Raw genomic sequence first — 26,351 nt, forward strand, 5'->3', positions numbered from 1 at the left:
TGCAGCTTTTGTCGGCCATATGCTGACAATTTGTCGCCAAATGCCTGGGCTTGGATGCCGATGCTGCCAGCAGGGGCGACAGCGGCGGCTGTGCTTGTAGTCCGGCGCCTGATTATGATGGCGGACCTCCAGCTTTCATATCGCCTTCTGTCTCGCCATGTCTCCAGCACGTCCTCCGTCCCAACCAGCATCTGCGCCAGGCACAGTCAGCCGCCGCGCCCGGCTGCAGCTGTGGTTGCGCAACTTTCTGCCGTCGGCCGCGCATGTCAACGGGCTGGAGCTGGCGCGCATGGTCGTGGGCGCGATGGTGGTGCTGTGGCTCACGGGCATGGCCAGCCAGACCTGGGGCCAGCATGACCACAGCCCCTGGCTGTTTGCCGCGATGGGCGCCAGTGCCTTGCTGCTGATCGGCACGCCGTCGAGCCCCATGGCCCAGCCCTGGCCGGTGATCGGCGGCTCGATGCTGTCGGCGCTGGCGGGCTGGGTGGCCGTGCTGGTGTTTCCCGATCCGCTGCTGGCAGCGGCCGTCGCGGTGGGCCTGGCCATCATGGTGATGGTGGTGCTGCGCTGCCTGCACCCACCGGGCGCTGCGCTGGCCATGTGGATGGCGATTCAGGGCTGGCACGATGTGTCGGTGCTGCTCAACCCCGTGGCGCTGAACCTGGTCGTTCTGGTGCTGTTGGCCACGGCCTACAACCGCATGACCGGCAAGCGCTACCCCGCACCCCAGCACAGCCAGAAGGCACAGGCCGCGCAAGCCTCGCGCGAATCGAGCGCACGCATCGAGGGCAGCGATCTCGATGAGGCGCTGGAGCGCTTCAACGGCGTGCTCGATGTCAGCCGCGCCGATCTGGAAGCGCTGCTGCAAGGCGCAAGCCAGGCCGCCTTCAAGCGTACCTTGGGCAATGTGCGCTGCGAGGATGTGATGTCCCATCCGGTGCATGCGACGCGGCCACAGAGCAGCGTCAAGGATGCCTGGGCCCTGATGCAGCAGCATGGGGTCAAGGCCTTGCCGGTGGTCGATGAGGCGCAGCGGGTGGTGGGCATCATCACCGCCACCGATCTGCTCAACCATGCGCTGACCGCCACCCCGGCTGCCCTCAGCAGCAAGCTCAAGCACTGGGTGCTGCGCAAGAAGGACGCCGGCCAGCGGGTGGGCGAGCTGATGACGGCCGAGGTCTCCAAGGTGGGCAGCTATGACCGCCTGGTCGACCTGATCGCGATCTTCTCGCGCGCCAAGCTGCACCATGTACCCGTTGTCAACCGGCAAGGCAAGCTGGTGGGCATCATCTCCCAGACTGACCTGGTGCGCGAGATGGCAGCGGCGCTGTCGCTGCCGCACGCAGACACCTGAGGCGAACGTTGGGTGATGGGCATGGCCCAAAACAAAGCCCTGCGACAGCAGGGCTTTGTGCTTCAGGATGCGTAGAGCCGTCCTGGGTGTGGAGCGGGGCGCGTGGCCCCGCTACCTTCGCAGCACCAGCCAGCTGAAGGCGCCCAGCGACAGCAGCGAGTAGATCAGCCCCGGCGCCGCAGCGGTCAGCATCGGGTGCCAGTTCTGCAGGTTGCCGGCAAAGCCAAACACGTTGTTGAGCAGGAAGAAGCTGATACCGGCCATCACGCCGCCAAACACATAGCCGGTGATGCCGCCCGAGCGGAAATGCAGGTAGGCAAAGGGCAGAGCGAGCACGACCATCACCAGGCAGCTGATGGGGTAGAACACCTTGCGCCACAGCTCGATCTCGTAGCGCTGTGCGCTTTGGCCATTGGCCTGCAAATGGCTCACGTAGAGGAATAGGTCGTAGGTGCTCATCTGGTCGGGCTTGAGCACGGCGGCAGCGACCATGCTGCTGGTCACCGCAGTCGGCCAGTCCAGGGTCTCCAGGTTCTTGACCTCGACACGCGCCTGGCGCTGGTCGCCCAGGTAGTAGCGCTGCTCCTGGATATGGTGCAGGTGCCAGACGCCATTGCCAAATTTGCCGCCAGCGGCGGTGAGCTGCATCTGGATGCGGCCCTGGTCGTCGAAGTTGTAGACCCGCACGCGCTGCAGATCGCCTTCGGGCGAGATGGCGCGCACATTGATCGCGGCCATGCCGTCCTCGCGCTTCTCGCGCAGCCAGGCGCCGGTGCGGCCGGTGCTCAGCTGGCCAAAGCGCTGCGCGCGCACCAGCTGGCTGGCCTGCTCACCGGCAGGCGCCACATAGTCGCCAATCGCAAAAGTCAGCACCACAAAGGCCAGGCCAATGCTCAGCAGGCTGCCCAGCGCCTGCCAGGGGCCCAGGCCACTGGTGCGCAAAATAGTGAACTCGGAAGTCTGCGCCATGCGCGCCATCACAAAGATCGTGCCGATCAGCACGGTGATGGGCAGCAGCTCATAGATATGGTTGGGGATGTTGAGCGCCACGCTCAACAGCGCATCCTTGAGCTCATAGGTGCCGGTGCCGATCCAGCGGAACTCGTCGACCAGGTCAAAGAAAAAGAACAGCGCCAGAAAGGCAAGGGTGACAAAGCCGACGGTCACGGCAATGTCCCGGTAGATCATTTTGCGAAAGGTCTTCATGCGCGGCTCCCCTGGCGGCGTACCCATTGCAGCAGCGAGAACTGCTGGTTGCGGCTGAGCAGCAGGGTCCAGGCAAGCAGCGCCGTCAAGCCGTGGATGAGAACAAAGGAGAGCGGCAGCGAGGCTTTGCCCGAAGACACCCAGTTCTGGGCAAAGGTCATGAGGTTGTAATAGACGATAAAGGCAAACAGGGCGAACACCAGGCTGCTGCTGCGGCCTGCGCGCGGGTTGACGCTGGCCATGGCCAGGCCCAGCACGACAAAATTGATCGCGGCAATCGCCAGGCCCAGGCGGTAACCCAGCTCGCCCAGCAGGCGGGGCTCTGCACTGGCCATCAGCTGGCGCGTGGGGATGTTCTTCACCGCGCCCATGTCGTTGGGGTCAATCGTGGCGGCGCTGCCGATGCGGGTGCCGTATTCCTTGAAGTCGCTGACCTTCAGGCCGGGGTTGTCCTTGGTTTTTTCGATGCGCTGGCCGTCATTGAGCACGGCAACGCGGGCGTTTTCCTGCACTTCGAGGTGGGCGCTCTTGGCGCTGGTCACGGTGTCTTTCTTCTCTTCGTTGGTCACGATAAAGACATTGCTCGCCTCCAGGTCCGAGTTGCGGTCGCGGTCGATGAAGAACACGCGCGAGCCGTCGGACGACTCCTGGAATTCCCCCGGTGCGATGCGGTCGACGTCACCGCGCTGTTCATATTGCGCGCGAAGCTGCACAATCTGCTGGTTGGCCCAGGGCCATACCAGCAAGGCCAGCACGGCAATGACGACCATGATGGGCCAGGAAAAGCGCATCAGCGGGCGCAGAAAGCTCAGCAGACTTTGACCACTGCTGAACCACACGGCCATTTCACTGTCGCGGTACATGCGCGACAAAGTCGCCACTACCGCAATGAAAAGGCAGAGGCTCAGGATGGTGGGCAGCTGGCCCAGCACGGTGTAGCCCATCACCAGCAACACATCGGAAGGGTTGACGCTGCCACGCGAGGCCTGGCCCAGCACTTTGATGAGCATCATCGTCATCACCACAGTCACCAGCACCACCAAGGTGGCACCAAAGCTGCGGGATAGCTCTTTACGGATCGAGGAATCGAATAACATTGGCGAGAAGGAAAGCACCGATTATGAACTTTGAACTCAAAACTCTGGATTTGGCTTCGGCCGCATTGCAGTCTGGCGACCTGCTGGTCGTCTTGGTGGCTGACAAGCAGCCCAAAACCAGTGATGCATTGTCCACCCTGATTGCGCACGCGCAGAAAAATGGTGATTTTGAGGCAAAAACCGGCAAGTTGCTGGCCATGTATGCGGTGCCCGCCATCGAAGCCCGGCATTTGTTGCTGCTGGGCATTGGCGATGGCTCGCCCCAGGCGGTGCGCCAGGCGCTGGCGGCCGTCTCGGGCCCGCTGACGCGCGAGGGCATCGAGCGCGCAGCCGTTGTGAGCGCCCAGCCGCTGGCGGGCGCCTCCCTGCATGCGCTGCTGCAATGCCTGGCCGACAGCGCCTACCTCTACCGCACCACCAAGCCATCGGCCAAGGCCGTGGCGCTCAAGTCCGTGGTGCTGGGCGCGCCCAATGCACCAGAGCTGGAGCGCGCTTTTGAGGTGGCCAAGGCCACCGCCCAGGGCGTGGACTTTGCCCGTGAATGGGCCAACCGCCCTGCGAACTACGCCACGCCCAAGCTGCTGGCCGATGCGGCCGAATCGCTGGCCGAAGAACACAAGCGCATCAAGTGCAAGATCCACAAGCCCGAAGACGTGGCCAAGCTGGGCATGGGCGCCTTCATCGCCGTGGCCCAGGGCTCCAAGGAGCCGCTGCGCTTTATCGAGCTGCACTACCACGGCGCCGACAAGGACAGCCAGCCGGTGGTGCTGGTGGGCAAGGGCATCACCTTTGATACCGGTGGCATCTCCATCAAGCCTGCGGGCGACATGGACGAGATGAAGTACGACATGGGGGGCGCTGCCAGTGTGCTGGGCACCTTCCGTGCGCTGGCTGAGCTCAAGCCCGAGATCAATGTGGTCGGCCTGATCCCCGCCTGCGAAAACATGCCCGATGGCGGCGCGGTCAAGCCCGGTGATGTGGTCACCAGCATGAGCGGCCAGACCATCGAGATCCTGAACACCGACGCTGAAGGCCGCCTCGTGCTCTGCGATGCGCTGACCTATGCCGAGCGCTTCACGCCCAGCGCCGTGGTCGATATCGCCACCTTGACCGGTGCTTGCGTGATTGCGCTGGGCGCGCAGCGCAGCGGCCTGTTCTCGAACAACGACGCGCTGGCCCAGGCCTTGCAAGCCGCTGGCGAGCAGGCGCAAGACACTTGCTGGCGCATGCCGCTCGATGACGAATACGCCGAAGGCCTGAAGACCAACTTTGCCGATGTGGCCAATGTCGGCGGCCGGCCGGCCGGCGCCATCACGGCCGCCAAGTTCCTGCAGCGCTTTGTCGGCAGCATGGCCTGGGCGCACCTGGATATCGCCGGCACCGCCTGGCGCAGCGGCGCCAAGAAGGGCGCCACCGGCCGCCCCGTGGGCTTGCTGCTGCAGTACCTGCTTGGCAGCGCCCAAGGCGCAGCACCTGCCGAGCAGGCCAAGACGGTCAAGCCGGCCAAGGCCAGCAAGGCCGACAAGCCTGCCGCAGCGGCCAAGCCCGGCAAGGCGGCAGTCAATGTGGACGGCGCTGACAAGGCGGACGCCCAGTAAGCACAGCCTGCCTTATGACGACCTCCACGACGGTAGCATTTCACTTCAACGCGCCCAGCAAGCTGGCCTATGCCTGCAAGCTGGCGCGCAAGCTCCAGCGCATGGATATTCCGCTGGTGGTGCTCGGCGAGCCGGCCATGGTGGCCCAACTCGACGAGGCGCTGTGGTCCTTTGGCGGTGCCAGTCAGTTTCTGGCCCACTGCCGGGGGGACGCAGCGCCAGAGGTACTGCAGCGCTCGCCCACGGTGCTGCTGAGCGAGCTGGCCGGCAGCCTGCCGCATACCCGTGTGCTGCTGAACCTGGGCGCGGAGATGCCCGCCGATGTCACTCGCTTTGAGCGGGTGATCGAGGTGGTCAGTGCCGATGATGAGCAGGACCGGCAGCAGGCCAGGGCGCGCTGGCGCGCCTACGCCGCCATGGGCTATGCCATCGAGCGCCGCGATCTGGTGATGAAGTCGGAGGACTGAGCCATGACCGAGTCCAGAATCCCCCCCAAGTTTGTGCCCACCTTGACCGAGGAAGCCGCACAGGACGCCGCTGACGCGCTGCCCCAGGTGGTGCCTGGCGGGGTTGCTGCTGCAGCGCCTGACAGCACACCGCCTGGCCTGGATGTGCTGCGCCGGCGCCGCGATGTGGATGTGCCGGCCTCGGGCGCCTGGGCGCAGCCCGCTGCCGATATTGCCGACCTGCCTACCTACAGCGGCTGGGCGCAGCAGGCCGATGCAGCACTGCCCCTGGGCAGCGGCGCGCAAGCTGTTGCAGCCCCCAATCCGCCTGCAGCGGACAGCAACAGCCTTCCGGGCTTGGTGCAGGGCGCGGGCCCAGCGGCCGCCTTGCCGCCCGCAGGCGCTGGGGCGGTGGTGGATGACAGCGATGGCCAGGGCAACCCCGGCCTGGTGCAAAACGCGCTGGGCGGAGAGGGCATGGCCGTGTCGGATGCGACCAGCCACCTGGTCGAGTCCGCGGCCGAGACGGCGCAGGCGCTGGAAGACGCGATCACCCGCCGCGTCACCCGGCGTGTGCAAGAGACCTTGGACACGCGCCTGTCGGCAGCCGTGTTGAAGGTGGTGGAGCAGCAGACGGCCTTGCTGCAATCGTCGCTGCAGCTGGAGATTGACAGCACCATCCGCGAGGCAGTGGCCGATGCGGTGGCCCGCATTCTGCGCGAGAGCCAGAACCCGCCACGCTAGAGTCCATTTGCTTATCGGCTCATCTGCTTTTTGATGACAAAAAAGACCTGGTGAAATAACCGGCGGTTGTAAAGAACTAAAATTTCGTTCTTTGCGGCTGTCTGTCGCATCGCTTACAGTACGGCTATTCACGGTTTTTCGAGCGCCCGCCTCAAGCTGCAGGGCGCTTTCTTTATTCCAATGATTGAACTACGGGGTATCACCCAAACCTACCCGGGCAAAAGCGGCCCGGTCCATGCGCTGCGCGGTGTTGATCTGAGCATTGCCGCTGGTGAAGTGTTTGGCATCATCGGACGCAGCGGTGCGGGCAAGAGCTCGCTGGTGCGCAATATCAACCTGCTCAACCGCCCGACCACCGGCCAGGTGGTGGTCAATGGCAAGGAGCTGACGGCGATGGACGATGCGCAGCTGCGTGCGGCGCGCCGTGAGATCGGCATGGTGTTCCAGCACTTCAACCTGCTGTCCTCGCGCACGGTGTTTGACAATGCCGCGCTGCCGCTGGAGCTGGCCGGCATGAGCAAGGCCGCCATCAAAAAGCGCGTGGACCCGCTCTTGGACCTGGTGGGCCTGGCTGCGCTGAGCGACCGCTACCCCGCGCAATTGTCGGGCGGCCAAAAGCAGCGCGTGGGCATTGCCCGTGCATTGACCAGCGAGCCCAAGGTGCTGCTGAGCGACGAGGCGACCTCGGCGCTGGACCCCGAAACCACCCGCTCCGTGCTGGCGCTGCTCAAGCAGATCAACAAGGACATGGGCCTGACCGTGGTGCTGATCACCCACCAGATGCAAGTCGTCAAGCAGATTGCCGACCGCGTGGCGGTGATGGAGGCCGGCAAGGTCGTCGAGATGGGTTCGGTCATCGACGTTTTCACCCGCCCCAAGCAACCCATCACCAAGAGCCTGATCGACGAGATCGTGCCCCAGGAGCTGCCAGCCAGCGTCATCGAGCGGGTGCGCAGCCTCAATGGTGCGCTCTCCAGTGGCCAGGGCAAGCTGCTGCGCCTGTCCTATGCCGGCAACCTGGCCTACCAGCCCATTCTCTCGCGCCTGATCCGTGACTTTGGCCTGGATGTCAGCATCCTCAACGGCCAGGTCGATGAGATCCAGGACCAGACCTTCGGCTTCCTGGCGGTTTATGCCAGCGGCGATCTGGCCCAGCTCCATGCGGCTGTGGAAGCGCTGCGCGCCTCGGGCGTGATGGTGCAGGAAGTCAATACCGAGGCCTCGGCCGCTTAACACCCGCAAAGAGGTTTTCGATGTTTGAGAATTTTTCTGAAATGATGCTGCAGCTGTTTGCCACGTCCTTGTGGGAAACGCTGATCATGGTGGGCATCTCCGGCGTCGCCGGCGCGCTGATCGGCATTCCGCTGGGCGTGTTCCTGCGCCTGACGGACCATGGCGGCATCCTGCAAAACGGCGCTGCCAACAAGATCGTCGGCTGGCTGGTGAATGCCGTGCGCTCCACGCCCTTCATCATCTTGCTGGTCGCCATCATTCCGTTTACCCGCTTTATCACTGGCTCGTCCATCGGCACGGCTGCGGCCATTGTGCCGCTGACCCTGGCCGCTGCGCCCTTCATTGCCCGCCTGGTCGAGACTTCGCTGCGCGAAGTGGACCATGGCCTCGTCGAAGCGGCGCAAGCCATGGGCGCAACCTCCTGGCAAATCGTCTGGAAGGTGCTGCTGCCCGAGGCGCTGCCTGGCATTGTTGCGGGCCTCACCATCAGCTTTGTCTCGCTGACTGGCTACTCGGCGATGGCCGGTGCCATTGGCGGCGGCGGTCTGGGCGATCTGGGTATCCGCTATGGCTACCAGCGCTTTTTGCCAGACATCATGCTGGCGGTGGTCGTCATCCTGATCATCTTTGTGCAGCTGGTGCAAAGCCTGGGTGACTGGGCCGTGCGCCGCCTGAGCCACAAATAATCCGCTGCCCCAAGCAGCCGCCAAAGCCCATGTGCCCTGCCCATGGGCTTTTTTCATGGGCTGGCGGCGGCTGTCGCCCAAGGGCGTTGCGGGCTGTGGGCTCTGCCTACAATGGCGCATTGCCCACGCCTTGGAGACTGCCATGAATGCCGCCTTGCCCACTGCCACCGCACATGCCTTGCCGCTGCAGGCGCTGGACCCGGCGCAATGGCTGCGGGCCAAGCCCTTGCTCGACGAGAACTGGATCCACGCCCACCCGGTGCTGGCGCGGGCCTTGCCGGTGGTGCTGGCCCGCGATGTGGGCCAGGACTGGCACAAGGCCGGCACCTTTCGCCACCATTTGCTGGGGGTGACGCGGACCTTGCAGCTGTGGCAGCAGCCGGAAGATGTCAAGCTGCTGGGCCTGCTGCACAGCGTCTACGGCAATGCCTTTGTGGACCTGGTCAAGTTCGATGCCAGCAGCGAGCGCAGCCAGCTGGCCGCCCTGGTGGGCGCGCCTGCCGAGCAGCTGGTCTACGAGTTCTGCATTCTCTCGCGCGCCCAGTTTGTGCAGAAGGTGCTGGCTGGCGCCATCGAGCCCGATGGCGCCGTGCTGCTGGACCACCAGGGCGCGCCGCGCAGGGTCGAGCCCTATACCGTGGCCGCCTTCATCATCGTCAGCATGGCCGACACCATCGAGCAGTGGTTCAGCTGGCAGGACGATATCTTCTCCAGCTTTCCGCAGGTGCCCCAGCGCCCGCAAAAGGCGCACTGGATGGCATCGCTCTGGCCCGGCCCGATGCGCCCCAGCGGCCGCATGCTGTCGCAGATTGCCAGCCTGGGCCTGGCCTTGCAGCACCCGGCCTTGCAGGGCCTGCTGCCCACGCCGCCGGTGTTTGCCAACTGCAGCCAGGGCCTGAGTCCATCGGCCGATGCAGCGGCCGCGTCGCTCTACTGGTCGGTGATCCAGCAGGACCAGCCGCTCACGGACCTGGATGTGGCCACCGGCGTGCTGGAGCAGGCCGTGCAGCTCAACCCCTGGGTGGGCGAGCCGCAGATGGTGCTGGCCCAGCTTTACCTCAGCGCCGGGCGCGAGGCCGATGCGCTGGCCGCTGCCGACAGCGCGCTGCAGTGCTTTAGCCAATGGGGCAATGCCTGGGACAAGCGCGTGCAATGGGATGCCTGGGTCGCCTGGACCCGCATCCTGCAGCAGCATGCCAGGAACGGCAACTGGCCCGAGCGCCTGGACAAGCTCAACAACGTCGCGCTGCGGCCGGAGTAAAACGTGCCCCGGCAGCGGCGGGCAGGTTGTAAGCAAATGGCAAAAAGTTCTTTGTTGCGTTGCAAAATCGGGCGTACAGTTCGGTATCGCATTTGAAAGGTATCGCTCCCGTGCAAAAACGTACATTGCTGCAATCCGTGCTGGCCCTGGCTTTGGCCGCCGGTGTTTCTGGCGCCGCAGTCGCACAAGACAAGGAAATCAAGATCGGTGTGACCGCTGGACCGCATGGCCAGATCATGGAGCAGGTCAAGAAGATCGCCGAAAAAGACGGGCTGAAGATCAAGGTCATCGAGTTCAGCGACTACATCCAGCCCAATGCCGCGCTGCAGTCCGGTGAGCTCGATGCCAACAGCTATCAGCACAAGCCCTATCTGGACGCCCAGATCAAGGACCGTGGCTACAAGTTCGTGGCCGCCGCCGACACCGTCAATTTCCCGATCGGCATCTACTCCAAGAAGATCAAGAAGATCGAAGAGTTGAAGGAAGGCGCGCGCTTTGGCCTGCCCAATGACCCGACCAATGGTGGTCGCGTATTGCTGCTGCTGCAGGCCAATGGCCTGATCAAGTTGAAAGACAGCGCTGGCCTCAAGGCCACGCCGCTGGATGTGGTCGAGAACCCCAAGAAGCTGCGCTTTGTCGAGCTGGATGCCGCCCAGCTGCCGCGTTCGCTCGATGACCTGGACGCCGCTGCGATCAACACCAACTTCGCGATCTCGGCGGGCCTGAACCCCAAGTCCGACGCGATCGTGGTCGAAAACGCCAAGAACCCCTATGTGAACATCCTGGTGATCCGCGAAGCGGACAAGAACCAGCCCTGGGTGGCCAAGCTGGTCAAGGCCTACCACAGCGAGGAGATTCGCAAGTTTGTCGACACCCAGTTCAAGGGTGCGGTGATGCCCGGCTTCTAAGCGACTCTAGGCACAACAAAAAGCCTCGCGGTTTAGGACTGCGAGGCTTTTGCTTTTGAAGGGATCGGCTTCACCGCTTTAACTGCGTACCGGTTTAGCCTTGGCGCGTTTGCTGCCGGGCACCACGGCCTGGATCGCTTCTGCCGGCAGCGGCTCGACCTTGACGATGGCCAGCGACATATTATCGCCCGAGCCCGAGGCGCGCATGCGGGCGCGCTCGATCAGGAACTGGCTGGCTTCGCGCGGCGAGAGCAGGCGGGTGATCGATGACAGCTCATCGGGCGAGAAGTAATGCCAGATGCCATCGCTGCAGGCCAGGAGCACATCGCCTTGCTTGAGCATGGGGATGCGGTGGTGGATCAAGGGCGGGTCATCGGCCGTGCCCAGGCAGTGCAGCAAGATATTCGATTGCGGGTGGTAGCGCGCTTCTTCCAGCGTGATCTGGCCCTGGTCGACCAGGGTCTGCACATAGGAGTGGTCACTGGTCTGGTAGAGCAACTGCCCATCGCGGAAATGGTAGATGCGCGAATCGCCCGAATGTACCCAGGCGCAGGCGCTGTTGGGCAAAATCAGAAAAGCCGCAATGGTGCTGTGGGGCTCTTGCTCGGCCGCAATGGCCACCAGGCGGATCAGCAAATGGGCTTCGCGCACCAGGTTGCCCAGCATTTCTTCGGCGTTGTCGGTCTCTGGCGAGTAGCGCTCAAACACCTGCTTGGCCGTCAGCATGACCTGGTCCGATGCCGCACGCCCGCCGCTGCGGCCGCCCATGCCATCGGCCACCACGGCCAGCACGCAGCCCTTGGCGCGCGGGTGGGCGAGCATGATGACCTGGTCCTGCTGGTAGGGCCGGTCGCCTTTGTGGAGGCCGGTAGCGGCAGAGAGGCGGTAGCTGGTGCTCATGCGCGGGGGGGGGCTGGGCAAGTGGGGTGGCGAAGGGGGAATCATAGAGCAGATTGCCCGGCAGGCCGCCAAAGCATGCCGGGTGATGCTGCCAACCGATGTTTGTATACCAACGCCAGGGGCGTTGCGGGGCAGTACGCGGGGGCGGGGCGCTGAACGCGCTAGACTGCCATGCCCCCGAAACCCGTCTTTTTTGATGCCTTTGTCCGTCGCCATTGCTAGCGATATTGCCCCTGATGCCCCGCTGCGCCTGCGTCCGCAGCAGGAGCAGATGATCGCGGCCATCGAGGCGGCCTGGGCCCAGGGCCAGCGGGTGGCGATCGAGGCGCCTACCGGCACGGGCAAGACCTATGCCTATCTGATAGCGGCCTTGGCGCGCCAGGAGCGCTTTGTGGTCAGTACCGCGACGCGCGCACTGCAGGACCAGCTGGTGGATCGCGACATTCCGGCGCTGCTGGCCCACCAGGGCCTGCAGCGCAAGGTGGCCGTGCTCAAGGGGCGGGAGAACTATGTCTGCCTGCAGGGCCTGGAGCAGGCGCGCAGCAAGCTGCAAGGCCGGCATGCCGGCGCGCTGGCCCAGGTGGAGCGCTGGGCGCAAAGCACCCAGGGCGGTGACCTGTCCGAGCTGGACGATATCAGCCATCTGCCCAGCCTCGTGCCGCACATCACCGCCAGCCATGACGAATGCCTGGGCCAGCGCTGCAGCCACTTTGAGCGCTGCTTCTCCAACCAGGCCCGGGCCCGCGCCGCGCAGGCCGATATTCTGGTGATCAACCACCATCTGTTTTTCAGCGAGCTGCGCCACCGCCAGATGCTGGGCGTGGGCCACGGCTTTGTGCCGCTAGCGCAAACCATGGTGATGGACGAGGCCCACCAGCTGCAGGCCATTGGCCTCAAAGTGCTGGCCAAGGGCCTGAATGTGGGTGATATGCGCGACTACCTGCAGACCGTGGAGCGCGAGACCGGCCTGCATGCGCGCGGCTTTGCACCCTGGCAAGCCCTGCTGCAGCAGGTGCAGCAGGCCCTGGTGCAGTGGATGGCGGCCGAGCAGCGCTTGCTGGGCCCCGCCGATGCACCCACCGATGCGGCAAGCCGCTCCACAAGCCGCCAGGCGCTGGTCAACCTGCACAACCTGCTATCGGCCCTGGTCGCTGCCTTGCAAGGGGTGGCCGGCAGCGCCGCCGTGGTGGCCCAGCTCGCAGGCCAGGGCGATGTGATGCTGCAGGCCTTGCGCCAGTGGGCGCAGGGCGCCGGCCAGGACCGGGTGCGCTGGTGGGATTCCCCCGGTTTTGTGCGCGCCGGCCAGGGGGGCGACCTGCAGGCCCATGGGCGCTATGCCTGGCGCCAGGGCTTTCGCGAATCTCCCCTGTGGCTGTGGCAGGCGTTGCAGGCGCTGGGCCCCCAGGTGCAGGCCAGCAGCTGGCTGGGGCAGGGCGTGCAGCGCTGGCTGTTTACCTCGGCCACCTTGGGCAATGACGAGGCTCTGACCTGGTTTGCGCAAGGGCTGGGCTTGCGCAGCGACAACAGCGAAACTGGCGATGCGCCCATGCTTGCCAGCCTGCGTTTGCGCAGCCATTTTGACTGGGCGCAGCAGGCCCGGCTGGTGGTGCCCCAGGGCCTGCCCGGCGCCGATGCAGCGGCTGCCGAGCGCGCGCAGGCACTGGCGCAATGGCTGCTGCCGCACTTGAGGACGCTGGGTGGGCGCTGCATGGTGCTGTGCACATCAACGGCCGCGATGGAGGCCTTGGCCCAGGCCTTGCGCCTGGGGTTGCAAGGCCTGGCCATCAGCGTGCTGCAGCAGGGCGAGCAGCCCAAGCGCCGCCTGCTGCAGGCCATGCGAACCGCGCCGGGCGGCAAGACCGGCCGGGTGCTGGTCGGTACCCTCGGCCTCTGGGAGGGGGTGGACCTGCCTGGCGAGGCGCTGCAGCTCTTGGTGATCGACAAGCTGCCGTTTCCGCCGCGCCATGATGTGCTGCATGCAGCGCGCGTGCAGGCGCTGCGGGCTGCGGGCCGCGATGCGTTTGAGCGCTATGTCCTGCCGCAAACGGCGATGCAGCTGCGCCAGGGTGTTGGGCGGCTGATTCGGTCTGCCAGCGACCAGGGTGTGGTGGTGATTGCCGATGAGCGGCTGCACAGCCGCAGCTATGGCGCTGCCTTGCTGGCAGCACTGCCGCCGCTGCCCAGCCTGGATGACGCGGCCTTGCCGGCATTCTTGCAGGCCTTGGCGGAAAAAGAGATCCGTCCATAAGAAAACGGCTGCTGCAAGTGGTGACCTGCAGCAGCCGCTTGGCTACCTAATAACGCGCCTCAGGCGCGTTGCATCACCACATCTTCCACCAGGGGCGCTCTTCCTTGCGGAAGCCATTGGCCAGCAGGCGGGTGTTGGGGTAGCTCGCTTCCAGCACCCGTTTGGTGTCAGCGGCCATGTCGGCCATGTTCAGGCGCTCGTAGGACAGCATCAGGATGTACAGCGCGTCCTCTTGCGCGGGCACTTCCTTGTAGTCGGCAATAGCGGCTTGCGCGCGGTTGATGGCGGCCACATAGGCGCCGCGCTCATAGTAGTAGCGGGCGACATGCACTTCGTACTGGGCCAGCGAGTTGACGATGTAGCGCATGCGCTTTTCGGCGTCGGGTGCGTACTTGGACTCGGGAAAGCGCGTGGTCAGCTCGCGAAAGGACTCGAAAGAGTCCTTGGCGGCCTTCTGGTCGCGCTCGGACAGGTCCTGCTTGGACACCCAGGAGAAAAGACCCAGGTTTTCGTTGAAGTTGACGAGGCCCTTGAGGTAGAGCGCATAGTCCACGCCTTCGCTCGCCGGGTGGAGCTTGACAAAGCGGTCCAAGGTGGCAATGGCCTGGGCCTTTTCACCGCTCTTGTACTGGGAATAGGCCTTTTCCAGCTGGGCTTGCTGCGCCATCGCGGTGCCGGCGGCACGGCCTTCGAGCTTTTCATACAGCGGAATGGCCTTGTCGAACGAGCCCGAGGAGGCCTCGTCACGCGCTTCCGAATAAATCTTGTTCGGGCTCCAGCCGGCGGTGGGATCCACATCGGTCGATGAACAGCCTGCCAGCAAAGCGGCAAGTGCTACGGAAGCGATAGCGGGAACCTTCGATTTGGGGTACGCAAACAGCATTTTTGGCTTGAAATCCATGGACGGAAAGCTGAAAAACTGCGTGGGGCGGCAAAGCCCGCCACGCAGCGGGGCAGCCCGTGCCGCGCCCTCTGATCTGGGCCATTGTAATCGGCGCGCAGCCCGCTGCCGCAGAGCCGGACTTGTCGCCTGTAGGGCTGTGTAACATTCCGCGCCAGATATGCCATGGTTTGCAGCGGCGGTGCTGCGGCTTTCCTACAATGCAGGGATATGTTCGTACACCTTCGCATCCATTCCGAGTTTTCCATCATCGACAGCACCAATCGCGTGGGCGATTTGATCAAGTTTGCTGCGGGTGATAGCCAGCCGGCGATGGCGCTCACCGACCTGAACAGCCTGTTTGGCGCCATCAAGTTTTACAAAGCCGGGCGCGGCGCAGGTGTCAAACCCCTTCTGGGCGCCGAGCTGGCGCTGGAGCCCGAGGTGGCCGGTGGCCCGCTCTCACGCATCATCGTGCTGATCCAGAGCCAGCAGGGTTATCTGAATCTGTCCGAGATCCTGGCGCGCATCTGGATGGCCGATACCGTCAAGGCCCAGCCCCAGTGCACCTGGGCCTGGCTCGAGGAGCTGTCCGAGGGCCTGATCGTGCTGTCGGGCGCGCAAGCCGGGCCCGTGGGCCAGGCGCTGATGCGCGGCGATGAAAAGGCCGCCCGGGGCGTAGCGCTGCGCCTGGCCAGCCTGTTTCCGCACCGTTTCTATATCGAGCTGCAGCGCGCTGGCCGCGCCGATGACGAAAGCCATGTGGCCGCTGCCGTGGCGCTGGCCGCTAACCTGAAGCTGCCGGTCGTGGCCACGCATCCGGTGCAGTTCACCAAACCGGCCGATTTCGAATCGCACGAAGCCCGCGTCTGTATTGCCGAGGGCGAGACCTTGGGCAATAAAAAGCGCGTCAAGCGCTTTACCCGCGACCAGTACCTCAAGACCGCTGCCGAGATGGAGGCCTTGTTTGCCGACCTGCCCAGCGCCATTGCCAATACCGCCGAGATTGCGCGCCGCTGCAGCGTGACCCTGCAGCTGGGCAAGTACTTTCTGCCCGATTTCCCCACGCCCAATGGCATGCCGATCGACGAGTATTTCCGCCAGGCCTCGTTCGACGGGCTCGAGGACCGTCTGCAGCTGCTGTTCCCGAACGAGGCCAAACGGGACGCCGAACGTCCTAAGTACATCGAGCGCCTGGATTTCGAGCTCGGCATCATCTTGAAGATGGGTTTTCCCGGCTACTTCCTGATCGTGGCGGACTTTATCAACTGGGCCAAGAACAATGGCTGCCCGGTGGGGCCGGGCCGGGGATCGGGGGCGGGCTCGTTGGTGGCCTATGTGCTCAAGATCACCGACTTGGACCCGATCCACTACAACCTGCTGTTCGAGCGCTTCCTGAACCCAGAGCGCGTCTCGATGCCCGACTTTGACGTGGACTTCTGCCAGGCCAACCGGGACCGGGTGATCGACTATGTGAAGGACCTCTACGGCCGCAATGCGGTGAGCCAGATTGCCACCTTCGGCACGATGGCTGCGCGCGCGGCCATCCGCGACGTGGGCCGTGCGCTGGACATGAGCTATGGCTTTTGCGATGGCATCTCCAAGCTGATCCCGAACAAGCCGGGCCTGCATGTGACCTTGAAGTACCCGCCCAATCCTCCGAAGGACGGCGACAAGTACACCTATGCGATCAAGGAAGAGCCGATCCTGGCCGAGCGCATCGAGAAGGAAGAGGACGTCAAGACCCTGATCGAGATGGCGCAAAAGCTCGAGGGCATGACCCGCAATATCGGCATGCACGCCGGGGGCGTGGTGATTGCGCCGGGCAAGCTGACCGATTTTTGCCCGCTCTACCAGCAGCCGGGCAGTACCTCGGCGGTGGCCATGTATGACAAGGACGACGTCGAGGCCGTGGGCCTGGTCAAGTTCGACTTCTTGGGTCTGGCGACCTTGACGATTCTGGAGATCGCGCGCGAATTCATCATCAAGCGCCACAAGGGGCAGGAGAACTTCAAGTTCGAGGAAATCCCGCTTGACGACGCCCGTACCTACCAGCTCTTTTCGGCCGGCAAGACCGAGGCCGTGTTCCAGTTTGAATCGCGCGGCATGCAGCAGATGCTCAAGGAAGCCAAGCCCAGCCGCCTGGAAGACCTGATTGCGCTGAATGCGCTCTACCGCCCGGGCCCGATGGACCTGATCCCCAGCTTTGTGGCGCGCAAGCACGGCAAGGAAGTGGTGGAGTACCCGCATCCGCTGGTCGAGAAGGTGCTGTCCGAGACCTACGGCATCATGGTCTACCAGGAGCAGGTGATGCAGACTGCCCAGGTGCTGGGCGGCTACAGCCTGGGCGGCGCCGACTTGCTGCGCCGCGCGATGGGCAAGAAAAAGGTCGAGGAGATGGTGCAGCACCGTGCCACCTTCCGCGAAGGGGCCTCCAAGATCGGCATCGACGAGGCCAAGGCCGACGAAGTGTTCGATTTGATGGAGAAGTTTGCCGGCTACGGCTTCAACAAGTCGCACGCCGCTGCCTACTCGCTGCTGGCCTACCACACCGGTTGGCTCAAGGTGCACTACACGGCGGAGTTCTACTGCGGCAATATGACCGTGGAAATGGACAACACCGACAAGCTCAAGGTGCTGTACGAAGACGCGCTGAAGATGGGCGTAACTTTTGAGATGCCCGATGTGAACCGGGGCCACCACCGCTTTGAGCCGGTGACCGACAAGGTGATCCGCTACGGCCTGGGCGCCATCAAGGGCACCGGCCAGGCCGCCATCGAGGCGATTGTGGCCGCGCGCGAAGGCAAGGGCACGGGGCCGCAGGGCGATACCAAGGGCCCGTTCAAGAGCCTGTTTGACTTTTGCCTGCGCGTGGACCGCAGCAAGCTCAACAAGCGCACGGTCGAGGCGCTGATCAAGGGCGGTGCCTTTGACAGCATCCAGCTCAACCGCCGCGCCTTGATCGAATCGGTCGATGTGGCCTTCGAATTTGCCGCCACCACCCATGCCAACGCCAACCAGGGCGGCCTGTTTGACATGATGGGCGATGACGCCGTGGGATCGAGCACCCAGGAGCCGCCGCTGGCCGATGTGCTGCCCTGGGGCATCAAGGAGCGCCTGGTGCAGGAGAAGACCGCCATCGGTTTCTACCTCTCGGGCCATTTGTTTGACGAGGTGGAGCTGGAAGTGCGTCAGTTTGTGCGCACCCCCATCTCCCAACTCAAGGACAGCCGCGAGCCCCAGACGGTGGCGGGCATCATCAGCGAGCTGCGGGTCATCAACGGCCAGCGGGGCAAGATGGTGCTGTTCAAGATCGACGACAAATCATCGGTCATTGAGGGCTCGATCGACGAAGCCACCTGGAGTCGCCACAAAGAGCAACTCAAGGACGACGAGTTCGTCATCCTGAGCGCCCGCGTGGGTTTGGATCGCTTCAGCGGCGGCCTGCGCGCCAAGGCACAGCATGTCTGGGGCCTGGCCGAGGCTCGGGCGCGCTTTGGCCGCTACCTGCTGGTCAACACCGACCGCCACCAGCCCGATGTTGCGCGGCTGATTCAGGAGTTTCCCGCAGTCGAGGAGCACACCGACGAAGGCCTGCTGCGCCACGGCCTCAAGATCCGCCTGGGCGTCGTCTGCGGCCAGGGCCAGACGCGGGCCGGGGTGGAACTCAACCTGGGCGATGCCGCGCGCTTCTTCCCCAGCGACCAGGCCATGGCGGCCTGGTCCCAGGAAGCGGGCCACGAAGCCATCAAAATCGTTTACGAAAGCATGGCCTAAGAAAGGTTTTGCCCGGGTTGAAAATACGCAGCACCAGCCGTTGCTGGCGCCGCTGTATTGAAGTTCATAAAAGCATCACCATCTTTGTCCATGTGGAAATTTAGCCTTATAGAATGATCTCAATGGCCACGAAACCTGTTGTTCCTCCCTCGCCGAATCTGCCTGCAACGCCCCAGCCTCCGGAGGACGGCGGGGGGGCGCTGGTGGTCGAGCGCATCGCCCAGCGGGTGGAGCCACCGAAGATGTACCAGGTGGTCATGCTCAACGATGATTTCACGCCGATGGAGTTTGTGATTGAGGTACTGCAGCATTTTTTTGGCAAGAGCCGCGAAGCGGCCACCCAGATCATGCTGAAGATCCATCTGGATGGGAAAGGTGTCTGCGGGGTGTACTCGCATGAAATCGCCGAAACCAAGGTGGCGCAGGTGATGGATGCCGCCAACGGAGCGGGTCACCCGCTTCAAGCCGTATCGGAGCCTGTTGAATAACGGAATCTGGTCCTCATCTAGAAGCAAGTTGAGTGTATTTGGCAAGCAATAAAGGAGTTTCAAATGATTGCTCAGGAACTGGAAGTCAGCTTGCACATGGCTTTTGTCGAAGCCAGGCAGCAGCGCCACGAATTCATCACCGTGGAGCATTTGCTGCTGGCCTTGCTGGACAACCCGAGTGCTTCCGAGGTGTTGCGCGCATGCTCTGCCAATATCGACGACCTGCGCGCGTCGCTGACCAATTTCATCAAGGACAATGCCCCGCAGGTGGCCGGTGAGGACGAGGTGGACACCCAGCCGACCCTGGGTTTCCAGCGCGTGATCCAGCGCGCCATCATGCACGTGCAAAGCACCGGCAATGGCAAGAAGGAAGTGACCGGCGCCAATGTGCTGGTGGCCATTTTTGGCGAAAAAGACTCGCATGCCGTGTACTACCTGCACCAGCAGGGCGTCACGCGCCTCGATGTGGTCAACTACATCGCCCATGGCATCAAGAAGAACGACACGCCCGAGCTGCCCAAGTCCGAGTCCAGCTCGGATGCGGAAGAGGTGGGTAGCAACAACGCCGAGCGCGCTGAAAAGGCCTCGCCGCTGGAGCAGTTCACCGTCAACCTGAACCAGCAGGCCAAGGATGGCAAGATCGATCCGCTGATCGGCCGCCAGTACGAGGTCGAGCGCACGATCCAGATCCTGTGCCGCCGCCGCAAGAACAACCCGCTCTTGGTGGGTGAGGCCGGCGTGGGCAAGACGGCGATTGCCGAGGGTCTGGCATGGCGCATCACGCAAGAAGATGTGCCCGAAGTGCTGGCCGAGGCTACCGTCTACTCGCTGGACATGGGCTCGCTGTTGGCGGGCACCAAGTACCGGGGCGATTTTGAGCAGCGCTTGAAAGGCGTGCTCAAGGCCTTGAAGGACAAGCCCCATGCGATCTTGTTCATCGACGAGATCCACACCCTGATCGGTGCCGGTGCGGCATCGGGCGGCACCTTGGATGCGTCCAACCTGCTCAAGCCTGCGCTGTCAAGCGGCCAGCTCAAGTGCATCGGTGCGACCACCTTCACCGAGTACCGTGGCATCTTCGAGAAGGATGCAGCACTGTCGCGCCGCTTCCAGAAGGTCGATGTGGTCGAGCCGACCGTGCCCGAAACCATCGATATTCTGAAGGGCCTCAAATCCCGCTTCGAAGAGCACCACAACGTCAAGTACGCGGTGGCCGCTTTGCAGGCAGCCGCTGAGCTGTCGGCCAAGTTCATCAATGACCGCCATCTGCCCGACAAGGCGATTGACGTGATCGATGAGGCCGGTGCCGCGCAGCGCATCCTGGCGCCCTCCAAGCGCAAGAAAACCATTGGCAAGACCGAGATCGAAGAGATCGTCGCCAAGATCGCCCGCATTCCGCCGGCCAATGTCAGCAATGACGACCGCGGCAAGCTGCAGACCCTGGAGCGCGACCTGCGAAGCGTGGTCTTTGGCCAGGACAAGGCCCTCGAAGTGCTGGCCTCGGCCGTCAAGATGGCGCGTTCCGGCCTGGGCAAGGTGGACAAGCCGATTGGTTCGTTCCTGTTCTCGGGCCCCACGGGTGTCGGCAAGACCGAAGCTGCCAAGCAGCTGGCCTATATCCTGGGCATCGACCTGATCCGCTTTGACATGTCCGAGTACATGGAGCGCCATGCGGTTTCGCGCCTGATCGGCGCGCCGCCCGGCTATGTCGGTTTCGACCAGGGTGGCCTGCTGACCGAGGCGGTGACCAAGAAGCCCCATGCGGTGCTGCTGCTCGACGAAATCGAGAAGGCGCATCCGGATATCTTCAATGTGCTGCTGCAGGTGATGGACCACGGCACCTTGACCGATAACAACGGACGCAAGGCCGACTTCCGCAATGTGATCATCATCATGACCACCAATGCGGGCGCCGAGACGATGAACAAGGCCGTCATTGGCTTTACCAACCCGCGCGCGGCGGGCGACGAGATGGGCGACATCAAGCGCCTGTTCACGCCCGAGTTCCGCAACCGGCTGGACGCCATCGTCAGCTTCAAGCCACTCGACGAGCAGGTCATTTTGCGCGTGGTCGACAAGTTCCTGCTCCAGCTCGAGCAGCAACTGGCCGAGAAGAAGGTCGAGGTCACGTTCAGCGACAAGCTGCGCAAGCACTTGGCCAAGACCGGCTTCGATCCGCTGATGGGTGCGCGGCCGATGCAGCGCCTGATCCAGGACACGATCCGCCGATCGCTGGCCGACGAGCTGCTGTTTGGTCGCCTGACCGATGGTGGGCGCCTGAGCGTCGACTGGGACGACAGCAACGCCGACAAGCCCGAGGTGATGCTCGACATCCAGCCGCTGCCCAAGAAGGAGCGCGCCAAGCAAGAGCCGGCCGAGCCTGAAGAGGAAGTCGCCGCCGATTGAGGCCCCCGCGCCTTGAGGACAAAAGCAGCCGCTCCATGCGGCTGTTTTTTTGCGTGGGACTGTCACGGTGGCAGGCTACACTGGGCAGTCCCCTCAACAGGAGCGCGCTGCTGTGGCGTCCCTCTCTCCGTATCTGACCAAGGAAAATATCGTCGCGCTGCTGTCCGTGATCTGGCCGATCTACCTCGGCGTGGTGGGTATCTGGATTTTGATGCAGCGCCGCGCGCCGGTGGCCACCTTGGGCTGGCTGCTGTCCATGGGCTCCTTGCCCGTGGTGGGGCTGATCGTGTATTACTTCATCGGCCCGCAGCGCATGAAGCGCCAGCGCATCAAACGCCTGCGCGCACGCAACAAAAACCATGTGCGCGAGACCACGCGCCGCATCCGCGACGGCCAGCCCGAGGCGCCTGCCCAGCTGCGCGAGATGGTCAAGCTGGTCGAGGCCACCTGCGGCTTCCCGATCACCTCGGCCGAAAGCGTGGAACTATTGAGCGGCGGCGCGGCCACCTTTGACCGGATTCTGGAAGACGTCGCCCAGGCCCGCCACCATGTGCACCTGGAATACTATATTTTCGAGCCCGACCAGACCGGCACGCGCCTGCGCGATGCGCTGGTCGAGCGCGCCAAGGCGGGGATCAAGGTGCGCATGCTGGTCGATGCGCTGGGCTCCAAGCGCGTCAACCGCAAGTTCATCGCGCCCTTGCTGGAGGCGGGCGGCGAGTTTGCGGTCTTCCACCCCACACGCATCGGCAGGCGCCTGCGCCCGGTGATCAACTTCCGCAGCCACCGCAAGATCCTGGTGGTGGACGGCCAGATCGGCTTTACCGGCGGCGTCAATATCACCGATGAAGAAGACCGCCGCGTCAACACCAATGCCTACCACGATGTGCACCTTCGCATGGCGGGGCCCATCGTCACCTGGCTGCAGACCACCTTCTTGGAAGACTGGGCCTATGCGCTGGAGAAGTCGGCCCAGGACATGCCTGCCAACCTGGACTTGCTGCTGCCCGATATGCCCGATGGCCCCCATGCGATGCAGCTGGTGAGCTCGGGCCCGGACAACCCCACCGAGCCCATCCACCGCGCCCATGTCGCCGCCATCCAGTCGGCCACCGTGCGGGTCTGGCTGACCACGCCCTACTTTGTGCCGACCGAGCCCGCCATGTATGCGCTGACCAGCGCTGCGCTGCGCGGCGTCGATGTGCGGCTGCTGGTGCCGGAGAAATCCGATTCGATCTTTGTGACGGCCGCTGCCCGCTCGTACTACGAGGAGCTGATCAGCGCCGGTGCCAAGGTCTACGAATACAGCGCGCGCATGCTGCACTCCAAGACCTTGGTGGTCGATGACAACCTGACCATCATCGGCACGGCCAACTTTGACAACCGCAGCTTTCGCCTGAACTACGAGGTCTGCGCGATTGGCTATGGGCCGGAGCTGAACGCCCGGCTGCAGGACCAGTTCAACACCGACCTGATGCGTTCCAAACAGGTGGCTTCGCGCCGCAAGCAGCGCTTTTTGCCCCGGCTGGGTGATTCGATCGCGCGCTTGTTCTCGCCGCTTCTGTAGTTGCGGGCCCACGTTGCTCTGCGGCAGTGACCGGAGCAGGCATACTAGCGGGCATGCAGAATTCCTCGTCCGCCTCCGCCAGCTTTTTCTGGCATGACTACGAAACCTTTGGCGCCGTGCCGCGCCGTGACCGCCCCGCGCAGTTTGCCGGCATCCGCACGGACATGGATCTCAACGAGATCGGCGAGCCGGTCATGCTTTACTGCCAGCCTGCGCTTGACTACCTGCCCAGCCCCCAGGCGAGCCTGATCACCGGCCTCACGCCCCAGCACTGCCTGGAGCAGGGCGTGCCCGAGCACCAGTTTGCTGCGGCCGTAGAGGCCGAGCTGGGCCGCCCGGGCACCATTGGCGTGGGCTACAACACCATCCGTTTTGACGACGAGGTGACGCGCTACATGCTGTGGCGCAACCTGCGTGACCCCTATGCCCGCGAATGGCAAAACGGCTGCGGCCGCTGGGATCTGCTTGATGTCGTGCGCATGGTCTATGCGCTGCGCCCCGAAGGCATCCAGTGGCCCCTAAAGGACGACGGCTCGGTCAGCTTCAAGCTCGAAGACCTGGCCCGCGCCAACGGCATCCTGCATGAGTCGGCGCACGATGCGCTGAGCGATGTGCGCGCCACCATTGGCCTGGCGCGCCTCATCAAAAGCCTGCAGCCGCGCCTGTTTGATTTTGCGCTGGGCCTGCACAAAAAGGACCGCGTGATGCAGGAGTTGGCCCTGCCGGCCACCCCCGCCAATGCCCGGCCTTTTTTGCATGTCTCGGGCATGTATGGGGTCGAGCGCGGCTGCATTGCCGTGGCCTGGCCGCTGGCCCAGCACCCGACGAACAAGAACGAGATCATCGCCTGGGACCTGGCGCAGGACCCGAGCCACCTCGCTGAGCTGTCGGTCGACGAGATGCGCCTGCGCATGTTCAGTGCGGCGGCGGATCTGCCCGAAGGCATGGCGCGTCTGCCGATCAAGACGGTGCACCTGAACAAATCGCCGATGGTGGTCAGCAGCCTGCGTACGCTCAGCGCCGAGCAGGCCGCCCGCTGGCAGATCGACATGGACCAGGCGCTGCGCCATGCCGCGATTGCCCGCGATCTGCCCGATATGAGCGCCACCTGGGCTGCCGTGTTTGACCGCCCGCCGCTCGAAGGTGTGGATGTGGACCAGGATCTGTACAGCGGCTTTATCGGCCAGGGCGACCGCCGCCGCCTGACCCAGCTGACCACCATGCACCCGCAGGAGCTGGCTGTGGCCAAGCCTGGTTTTGACGATGAGCGCCTGCATGAGCTGCTGTTCCGCTACCGGGCGCGCAATTTTCCTGATTCCTTGACGCCTGATGAGCAGCAGCGCTGGCTGGAGCTGCGCGTTGCCTTTTTGCAAGAGGGCTTGGGCGGCGCGCGCACAGCCGAGCAGATGTTTGCCGAGATCGACCAGCTGTCCGAAACCGCTGATGAGCGCGCCGAAGAGATTCTCGGCACCCTCTACGACTGGGCCGATGCGATCATGCCCGATGCCTGAGCGGTATTGAATCAGGCTACCGCCAGCGCCTGCTGCAGGTTATCGCGCGCCTGCGCCTCCAGCCGGGCCTGCATGGTCACCGTCTGGTAAATGGCCGGGCGCTGCAAAAAGCTGCGCAGCACCGCCTGTCGGCGCAGCGCATAGTCGGCAGCGGGCACCCAGGCATATTCGGCCTGGATCTGCGCCTGGTACTGCGCAAAACGCGCGGCGGGCGCGCCCAGGATGGACAAATCAATATCCAGCATCCAGGCGCTGTCTTCGGGCAGCTGCGCTTGCGCGGGCAGGAAATGGCAGGTGGACATGATCAGCGCATCAACGCGCAGCACCGCATCTGGCTCGGCACCTGCTGACTGCAGCACCGCTTGCGCCCACTGGGCACTGCGCAGCTCATTGTCCTTGGCCTGCGGGTCATAAATCGCGTCGTGAAAGCACAAAGCCAGCGCCAGCTCCGCCGGCTGCGCTACCTGTGGGCGCAATTGCTCCAGCCATTGCAGGCATTCGGCAATATGCTGCAGGCCGTGGTAATGGCGATCAGGCCCGGCATGCGCTGCCAACAGCTGCGGCAAGGCATCCGTGGCCGGGGTCAGGCCCAGGTCCTGCCAGGCACGATCCCAGGCGGCGCTGAAAATCTGGACATCTGCGCTGCTGCTGGTCATGGCAACTCCTGAAGACGTCTCGTCTGCAATCAACCAAAGAACTGGTAGCAAACCACAATGGCGGCCACCGCGCCCGAGAACTCAGCCAGCAGCGCGCAAGGTACCGCATGGCGCGCGCGCTGTATGCCCACGGCGCCAAAGTACACCGCCAGCACATAGAAGGTGGTCTCGGTGCTGCCCTGGATGATGGCGGCGGCCAGCGCCGGGAAGCTGTCCACGCCATGGCTTTGCATGGTCTCGATCAGCATGGCGCGCGCGGCGCTGCCCGAGAACGGCTTGACAAGCGCAGTGGGCAGCGCATCGACAAAGCGCGTGTCCATGCCGCTCAGGTCGACCAGCCAGCGGATGCCGTCGAGCGCATAGCCCAGCGCGCCGGAGGCGCGGAACAGGCCCACGGCGCAGAGCATGGCCACCAGGTAGGGCAGCAGGCCCTTGGCGACATCAAAGCCTTCCTTGGCGCCTTCGATAAAGCTCTCGTACACGGGCACCTTGCGCAGCGCGCCCACCACGACAAACAGCACCACCAGGCCAAACAAGGTCAGGTTGCCCAGGAGGGACGACACCTGCGCCATCGCCGTGGACGTCAAGGTCGCCAAAAAGGCCATGAATCCGGCCAGCACCAGGCCCACCGGCAGCAGATAGGCCAGTACCACCGGGTGCCACAGCGGCAGGCGCTGCACGATGGCCACCGACACCAAGCCCACCAGCGTCGAGACCGAGGTGGCCAGCAAGATCGGCAGAAAGACCAGGGTTGGGTCGGGCGCGCCTTGCTGCATGCGGTACATGAAGATGGTCACCGGCAGCAGGGTCAGCGACGAGGCATTGAGCACCAGAAACAGAATCTGCGCATTGCTGGCCGCGGTGGGCGAGGGGTTGATCTCTTGCAGCGCGCGCATGGCCTTGAGGCCGATGGGGGTGGCGGCGTTGTCCAGCCCCAGCGCGTTGGCGGCAAAGTTCAGGGTCATCAGGCCCAGGGCCGGGTGGCCGCGCGGCACATCGGGCATCAGCCGGGCAAACAAGGGCGCGAGCCAGCGGGCCAGCATATCGACCAAGCCAGCCTTTTCGGCAATCTTCAAAAAGCCCAGCCAGAGCGTGAGCGTGCCAAACAGCAGCACCATCACCTCGACCGAAAGCTTGGCCATGGCAAACAGCGCCTGCACCATGTCGCCAAAAATCTGCGCATTGCCGCCCAGCAGCCACTGCGCGAATGCGGCCAAGGCCGCCACCACAAAAAAACCCAGCCACAAGCCATTGAGCATGGGACATCCTTCGTCATCCGGCGCGCCGCAGCACCGGGGCGGTGCGCCATGCCGCTGATTGTGCGCGATGCCGCAGCCCGGCCGGGCCAGCCAGCGCGGAAACTGTGCAGGGCGCTGCAAAAGCCC

At 64.0% G+C, this 26,351-nt stretch carries 20 protein-coding genes; 14 read left to right on the forward strand and 6 right to left on the reverse strand.

Annotated elements, in window-relative coordinates; all coding sequences use genetic code 11:
* The first annotated feature begins 235 nt into the window (after window positions 1-235).
* Window positions 236-1,354 (forward strand): HPP family protein, encoded by a 1,119-nt coding sequence (locus WH303_RS22955; RefSeq protein ID WP_021025828.1) that lies wholly within the window; start codon window positions 236-238, stop codon window positions 1,352-1,354.
* Window positions 1,355-1,465: 111 nt separating this feature from the next.
* Here WH303_RS22955 and lptG read toward each other — a convergent pair whose 3' ends face one another.
* Complete coding sequence (lptG, locus tag WH303_RS22960) at window positions 1,466-2,560, reverse strand: LPS export ABC transporter permease LptG (RefSeq protein WP_021025827.1); 1,095 nt, start codon at window positions 2,558-2,560, stop codon at window positions 1,466-1,468.
* Window positions 2,557-3,657: an LPS export ABC transporter permease LptF gene (lptF, locus tag WH303_RS22965; RefSeq protein ID WP_021025826.1), complete on the reverse strand. Its 1,101-nt coding sequence runs from the start codon at window positions 3,655-3,657 to the stop codon at window positions 2,557-2,559. The genes lptG and lptF overlap by 4 nt, the downstream gene beginning before the upstream one ends.
* Window positions 3,658-3,680: 23 nt before the next feature.
* Between lptF and WH303_RS22970 the strand changes: the two genes are divergently transcribed.
* From WH303_RS22970 to WH303_RS23000, 7 genes are all read left to right on the forward strand, one after another.
* A complete protein-coding gene (locus tag WH303_RS22970) occupies window positions 3,681-5,255 on the forward strand; it encodes a leucyl aminopeptidase (RefSeq protein ID WP_339521232.1) in 1,575 nt (524 codons plus the stop codon).
* A gap of 14 nt (window positions 5,256-5,269) precedes the next feature.
* Window positions 5,270-5,722: a DNA polymerase III subunit chi gene (locus tag WH303_RS22975; RefSeq protein ID WP_339521233.1), complete on the forward strand. Its 453-nt coding sequence runs from the start codon at window positions 5,270-5,272 to the stop codon at window positions 5,720-5,722.
* A 3-nt stretch (window positions 5,723-5,725) separates the two neighbouring features.
* The gene (locus WH303_RS22980; protein ID WP_339521234.1) at window positions 5,726-6,445 is read left to right on the forward strand and encodes a hypothetical protein; all 720 of its coding nucleotides are present in this window, start codon (window positions 5,726-5,728) and stop codon (window positions 6,443-6,445) included.
* Window positions 6,446-6,625: 180 nt separating this feature from the next.
* A complete protein-coding gene (locus WH303_RS22985; RefSeq protein ID WP_339521235.1) occupies window positions 6,626-7,678 on the forward strand; it encodes a methionine ABC transporter ATP-binding protein in 1,053 nt (350 codons plus the stop codon).
* 20 nt (window positions 7,679-7,698) lie between these two features.
* Window positions 7,699-8,364, forward strand: coding sequence for a methionine ABC transporter permease (locus WH303_RS22990; protein ID WP_021025822.1), 666 nt, complete (start codon window positions 7,699-7,701; stop codon window positions 8,362-8,364).
* A gap of 142 nt (window positions 8,365-8,506) precedes the next feature.
* Window positions 8,507-9,625, forward strand: coding sequence for a DUF6817 domain-containing protein (locus WH303_RS22995; protein ID WP_339521236.1), 1,119 nt, complete (start codon window positions 8,507-8,509; stop codon window positions 9,623-9,625).
* Window positions 9,626-9,735: 110 nt separating this feature from the next.
* A complete protein-coding gene (locus tag WH303_RS23000) occupies window positions 9,736-10,533 on the forward strand; it encodes a MetQ/NlpA family ABC transporter substrate-binding protein (protein WP_027010639.1) in 798 nt (265 codons plus the stop codon).
* A 78-nt stretch (window positions 10,534-10,611) separates the two neighbouring features.
* Here WH303_RS23000 and WH303_RS23005 read toward each other — a convergent pair whose 3' ends face one another.
* A complete protein-coding gene (locus tag WH303_RS23005; protein WP_339521237.1) occupies window positions 10,612-11,433 on the reverse strand; it encodes a PP2C family protein-serine/threonine phosphatase in 822 nt (273 codons plus the stop codon).
* A gap of 196 nt (window positions 11,434-11,629) precedes the next feature.
* Here WH303_RS23005 and WH303_RS23010 point away from each other — a divergent pair, with 196 nt between their 5' ends.
* Window positions 11,630-13,681, forward strand: a complete 2,052-nt coding sequence (locus tag WH303_RS23010) for an ATP-dependent DNA helicase (RefSeq protein ID WP_339521238.1) — start codon at window positions 11,630-11,632, stop codon at window positions 13,679-13,681.
* A 73-nt stretch (window positions 13,682-13,754) separates the two neighbouring features.
* Here WH303_RS23010 and WH303_RS23015 read toward each other — a convergent pair whose 3' ends face one another.
* Window positions 13,755-14,564 (reverse strand): outer membrane protein assembly factor BamD, encoded by an 810-nt coding sequence (locus WH303_RS23015; RefSeq protein ID WP_339521252.1) that lies wholly within the window; start codon window positions 14,562-14,564, stop codon window positions 13,755-13,757.
* A gap of 228 nt (window positions 14,565-14,792) precedes the next feature.
* Here WH303_RS23015 and dnaE point away from each other — a divergent pair, with 228 nt between their 5' ends.
* The 5 genes from dnaE to sbcB all read left to right on the forward strand — a co-directional run bounded on the left by dnaE (window position 14,793) and on the right by sbcB (window position 24,310).
* Entirely contained in the window at window positions 14,793-18,338 is a 3,546-nt protein-coding gene (gene dnaE, locus WH303_RS23020) for a DNA polymerase III subunit alpha (protein ID WP_339521239.1), read from the forward strand.
* A gap of 113 nt (window positions 18,339-18,451) precedes the next feature.
* Complete coding sequence (gene clpS / locus WH303_RS23025; protein WP_021025816.1) at window positions 18,452-18,826, forward strand: ATP-dependent Clp protease adapter ClpS; 375 nt, start codon at window positions 18,452-18,454, stop codon at window positions 18,824-18,826.
* A 63-nt stretch (window positions 18,827-18,889) separates the two neighbouring features.
* Window positions 18,890-21,232, forward strand: coding sequence for an ATP-dependent Clp protease ATP-binding subunit ClpA (clpA, locus tag WH303_RS23030; protein ID WP_021025815.1), 2,343 nt, complete (start codon window positions 18,890-18,892; stop codon window positions 21,230-21,232).
* Between the two features lie 112 nt (window positions 21,233-21,344).
* Window positions 21,345-22,799: a cardiolipin synthase gene (gene cls, locus WH303_RS23035; RefSeq protein ID WP_339521240.1), complete on the forward strand. Its 1,455-nt coding sequence runs from the start codon at window positions 21,345-21,347 to the stop codon at window positions 22,797-22,799.
* A gap of 53 nt (window positions 22,800-22,852) precedes the next feature.
* Window positions 22,853-24,310, forward strand: a complete 1,458-nt coding sequence (gene sbcB / locus WH303_RS23040) for an exodeoxyribonuclease I (protein WP_339521241.1) — start codon at window positions 22,853-22,855, stop codon at window positions 24,308-24,310.
* A gap of 11 nt (window positions 24,311-24,321) precedes the next feature.
* Here sbcB and WH303_RS23045 read toward each other — a convergent pair whose 3' ends face one another.
* Together WH303_RS23045 and WH303_RS23050 are read right to left on the reverse strand one after the other, a co-directional pair.
* A complete protein-coding gene (locus tag WH303_RS23045) occupies window positions 24,322-24,966 on the reverse strand; it encodes an HD domain-containing protein (RefSeq protein ID WP_339521242.1) in 645 nt (214 codons plus the stop codon).
* A 29-nt stretch (window positions 24,967-24,995) separates the two neighbouring features.
* Window positions 24,996-26,225, reverse strand: coding sequence for a nucleoside recognition domain-containing protein (locus WH303_RS23050; protein WP_339521243.1), 1,230 nt, complete (start codon window positions 26,223-26,225; stop codon window positions 24,996-24,998).
* Between the last annotated feature and the right edge of the window lie 126 nt (window positions 26,226-26,351).

Origin of the sequence: Comamonas sp. MYb69 (assembly GCF_037479315.1) — a bacterium.
Taxonomy (GTDB): domain Bacteria; phylum Pseudomonadota; class Gammaproteobacteria; order Burkholderiales; family Burkholderiaceae_C; genus Comamonas.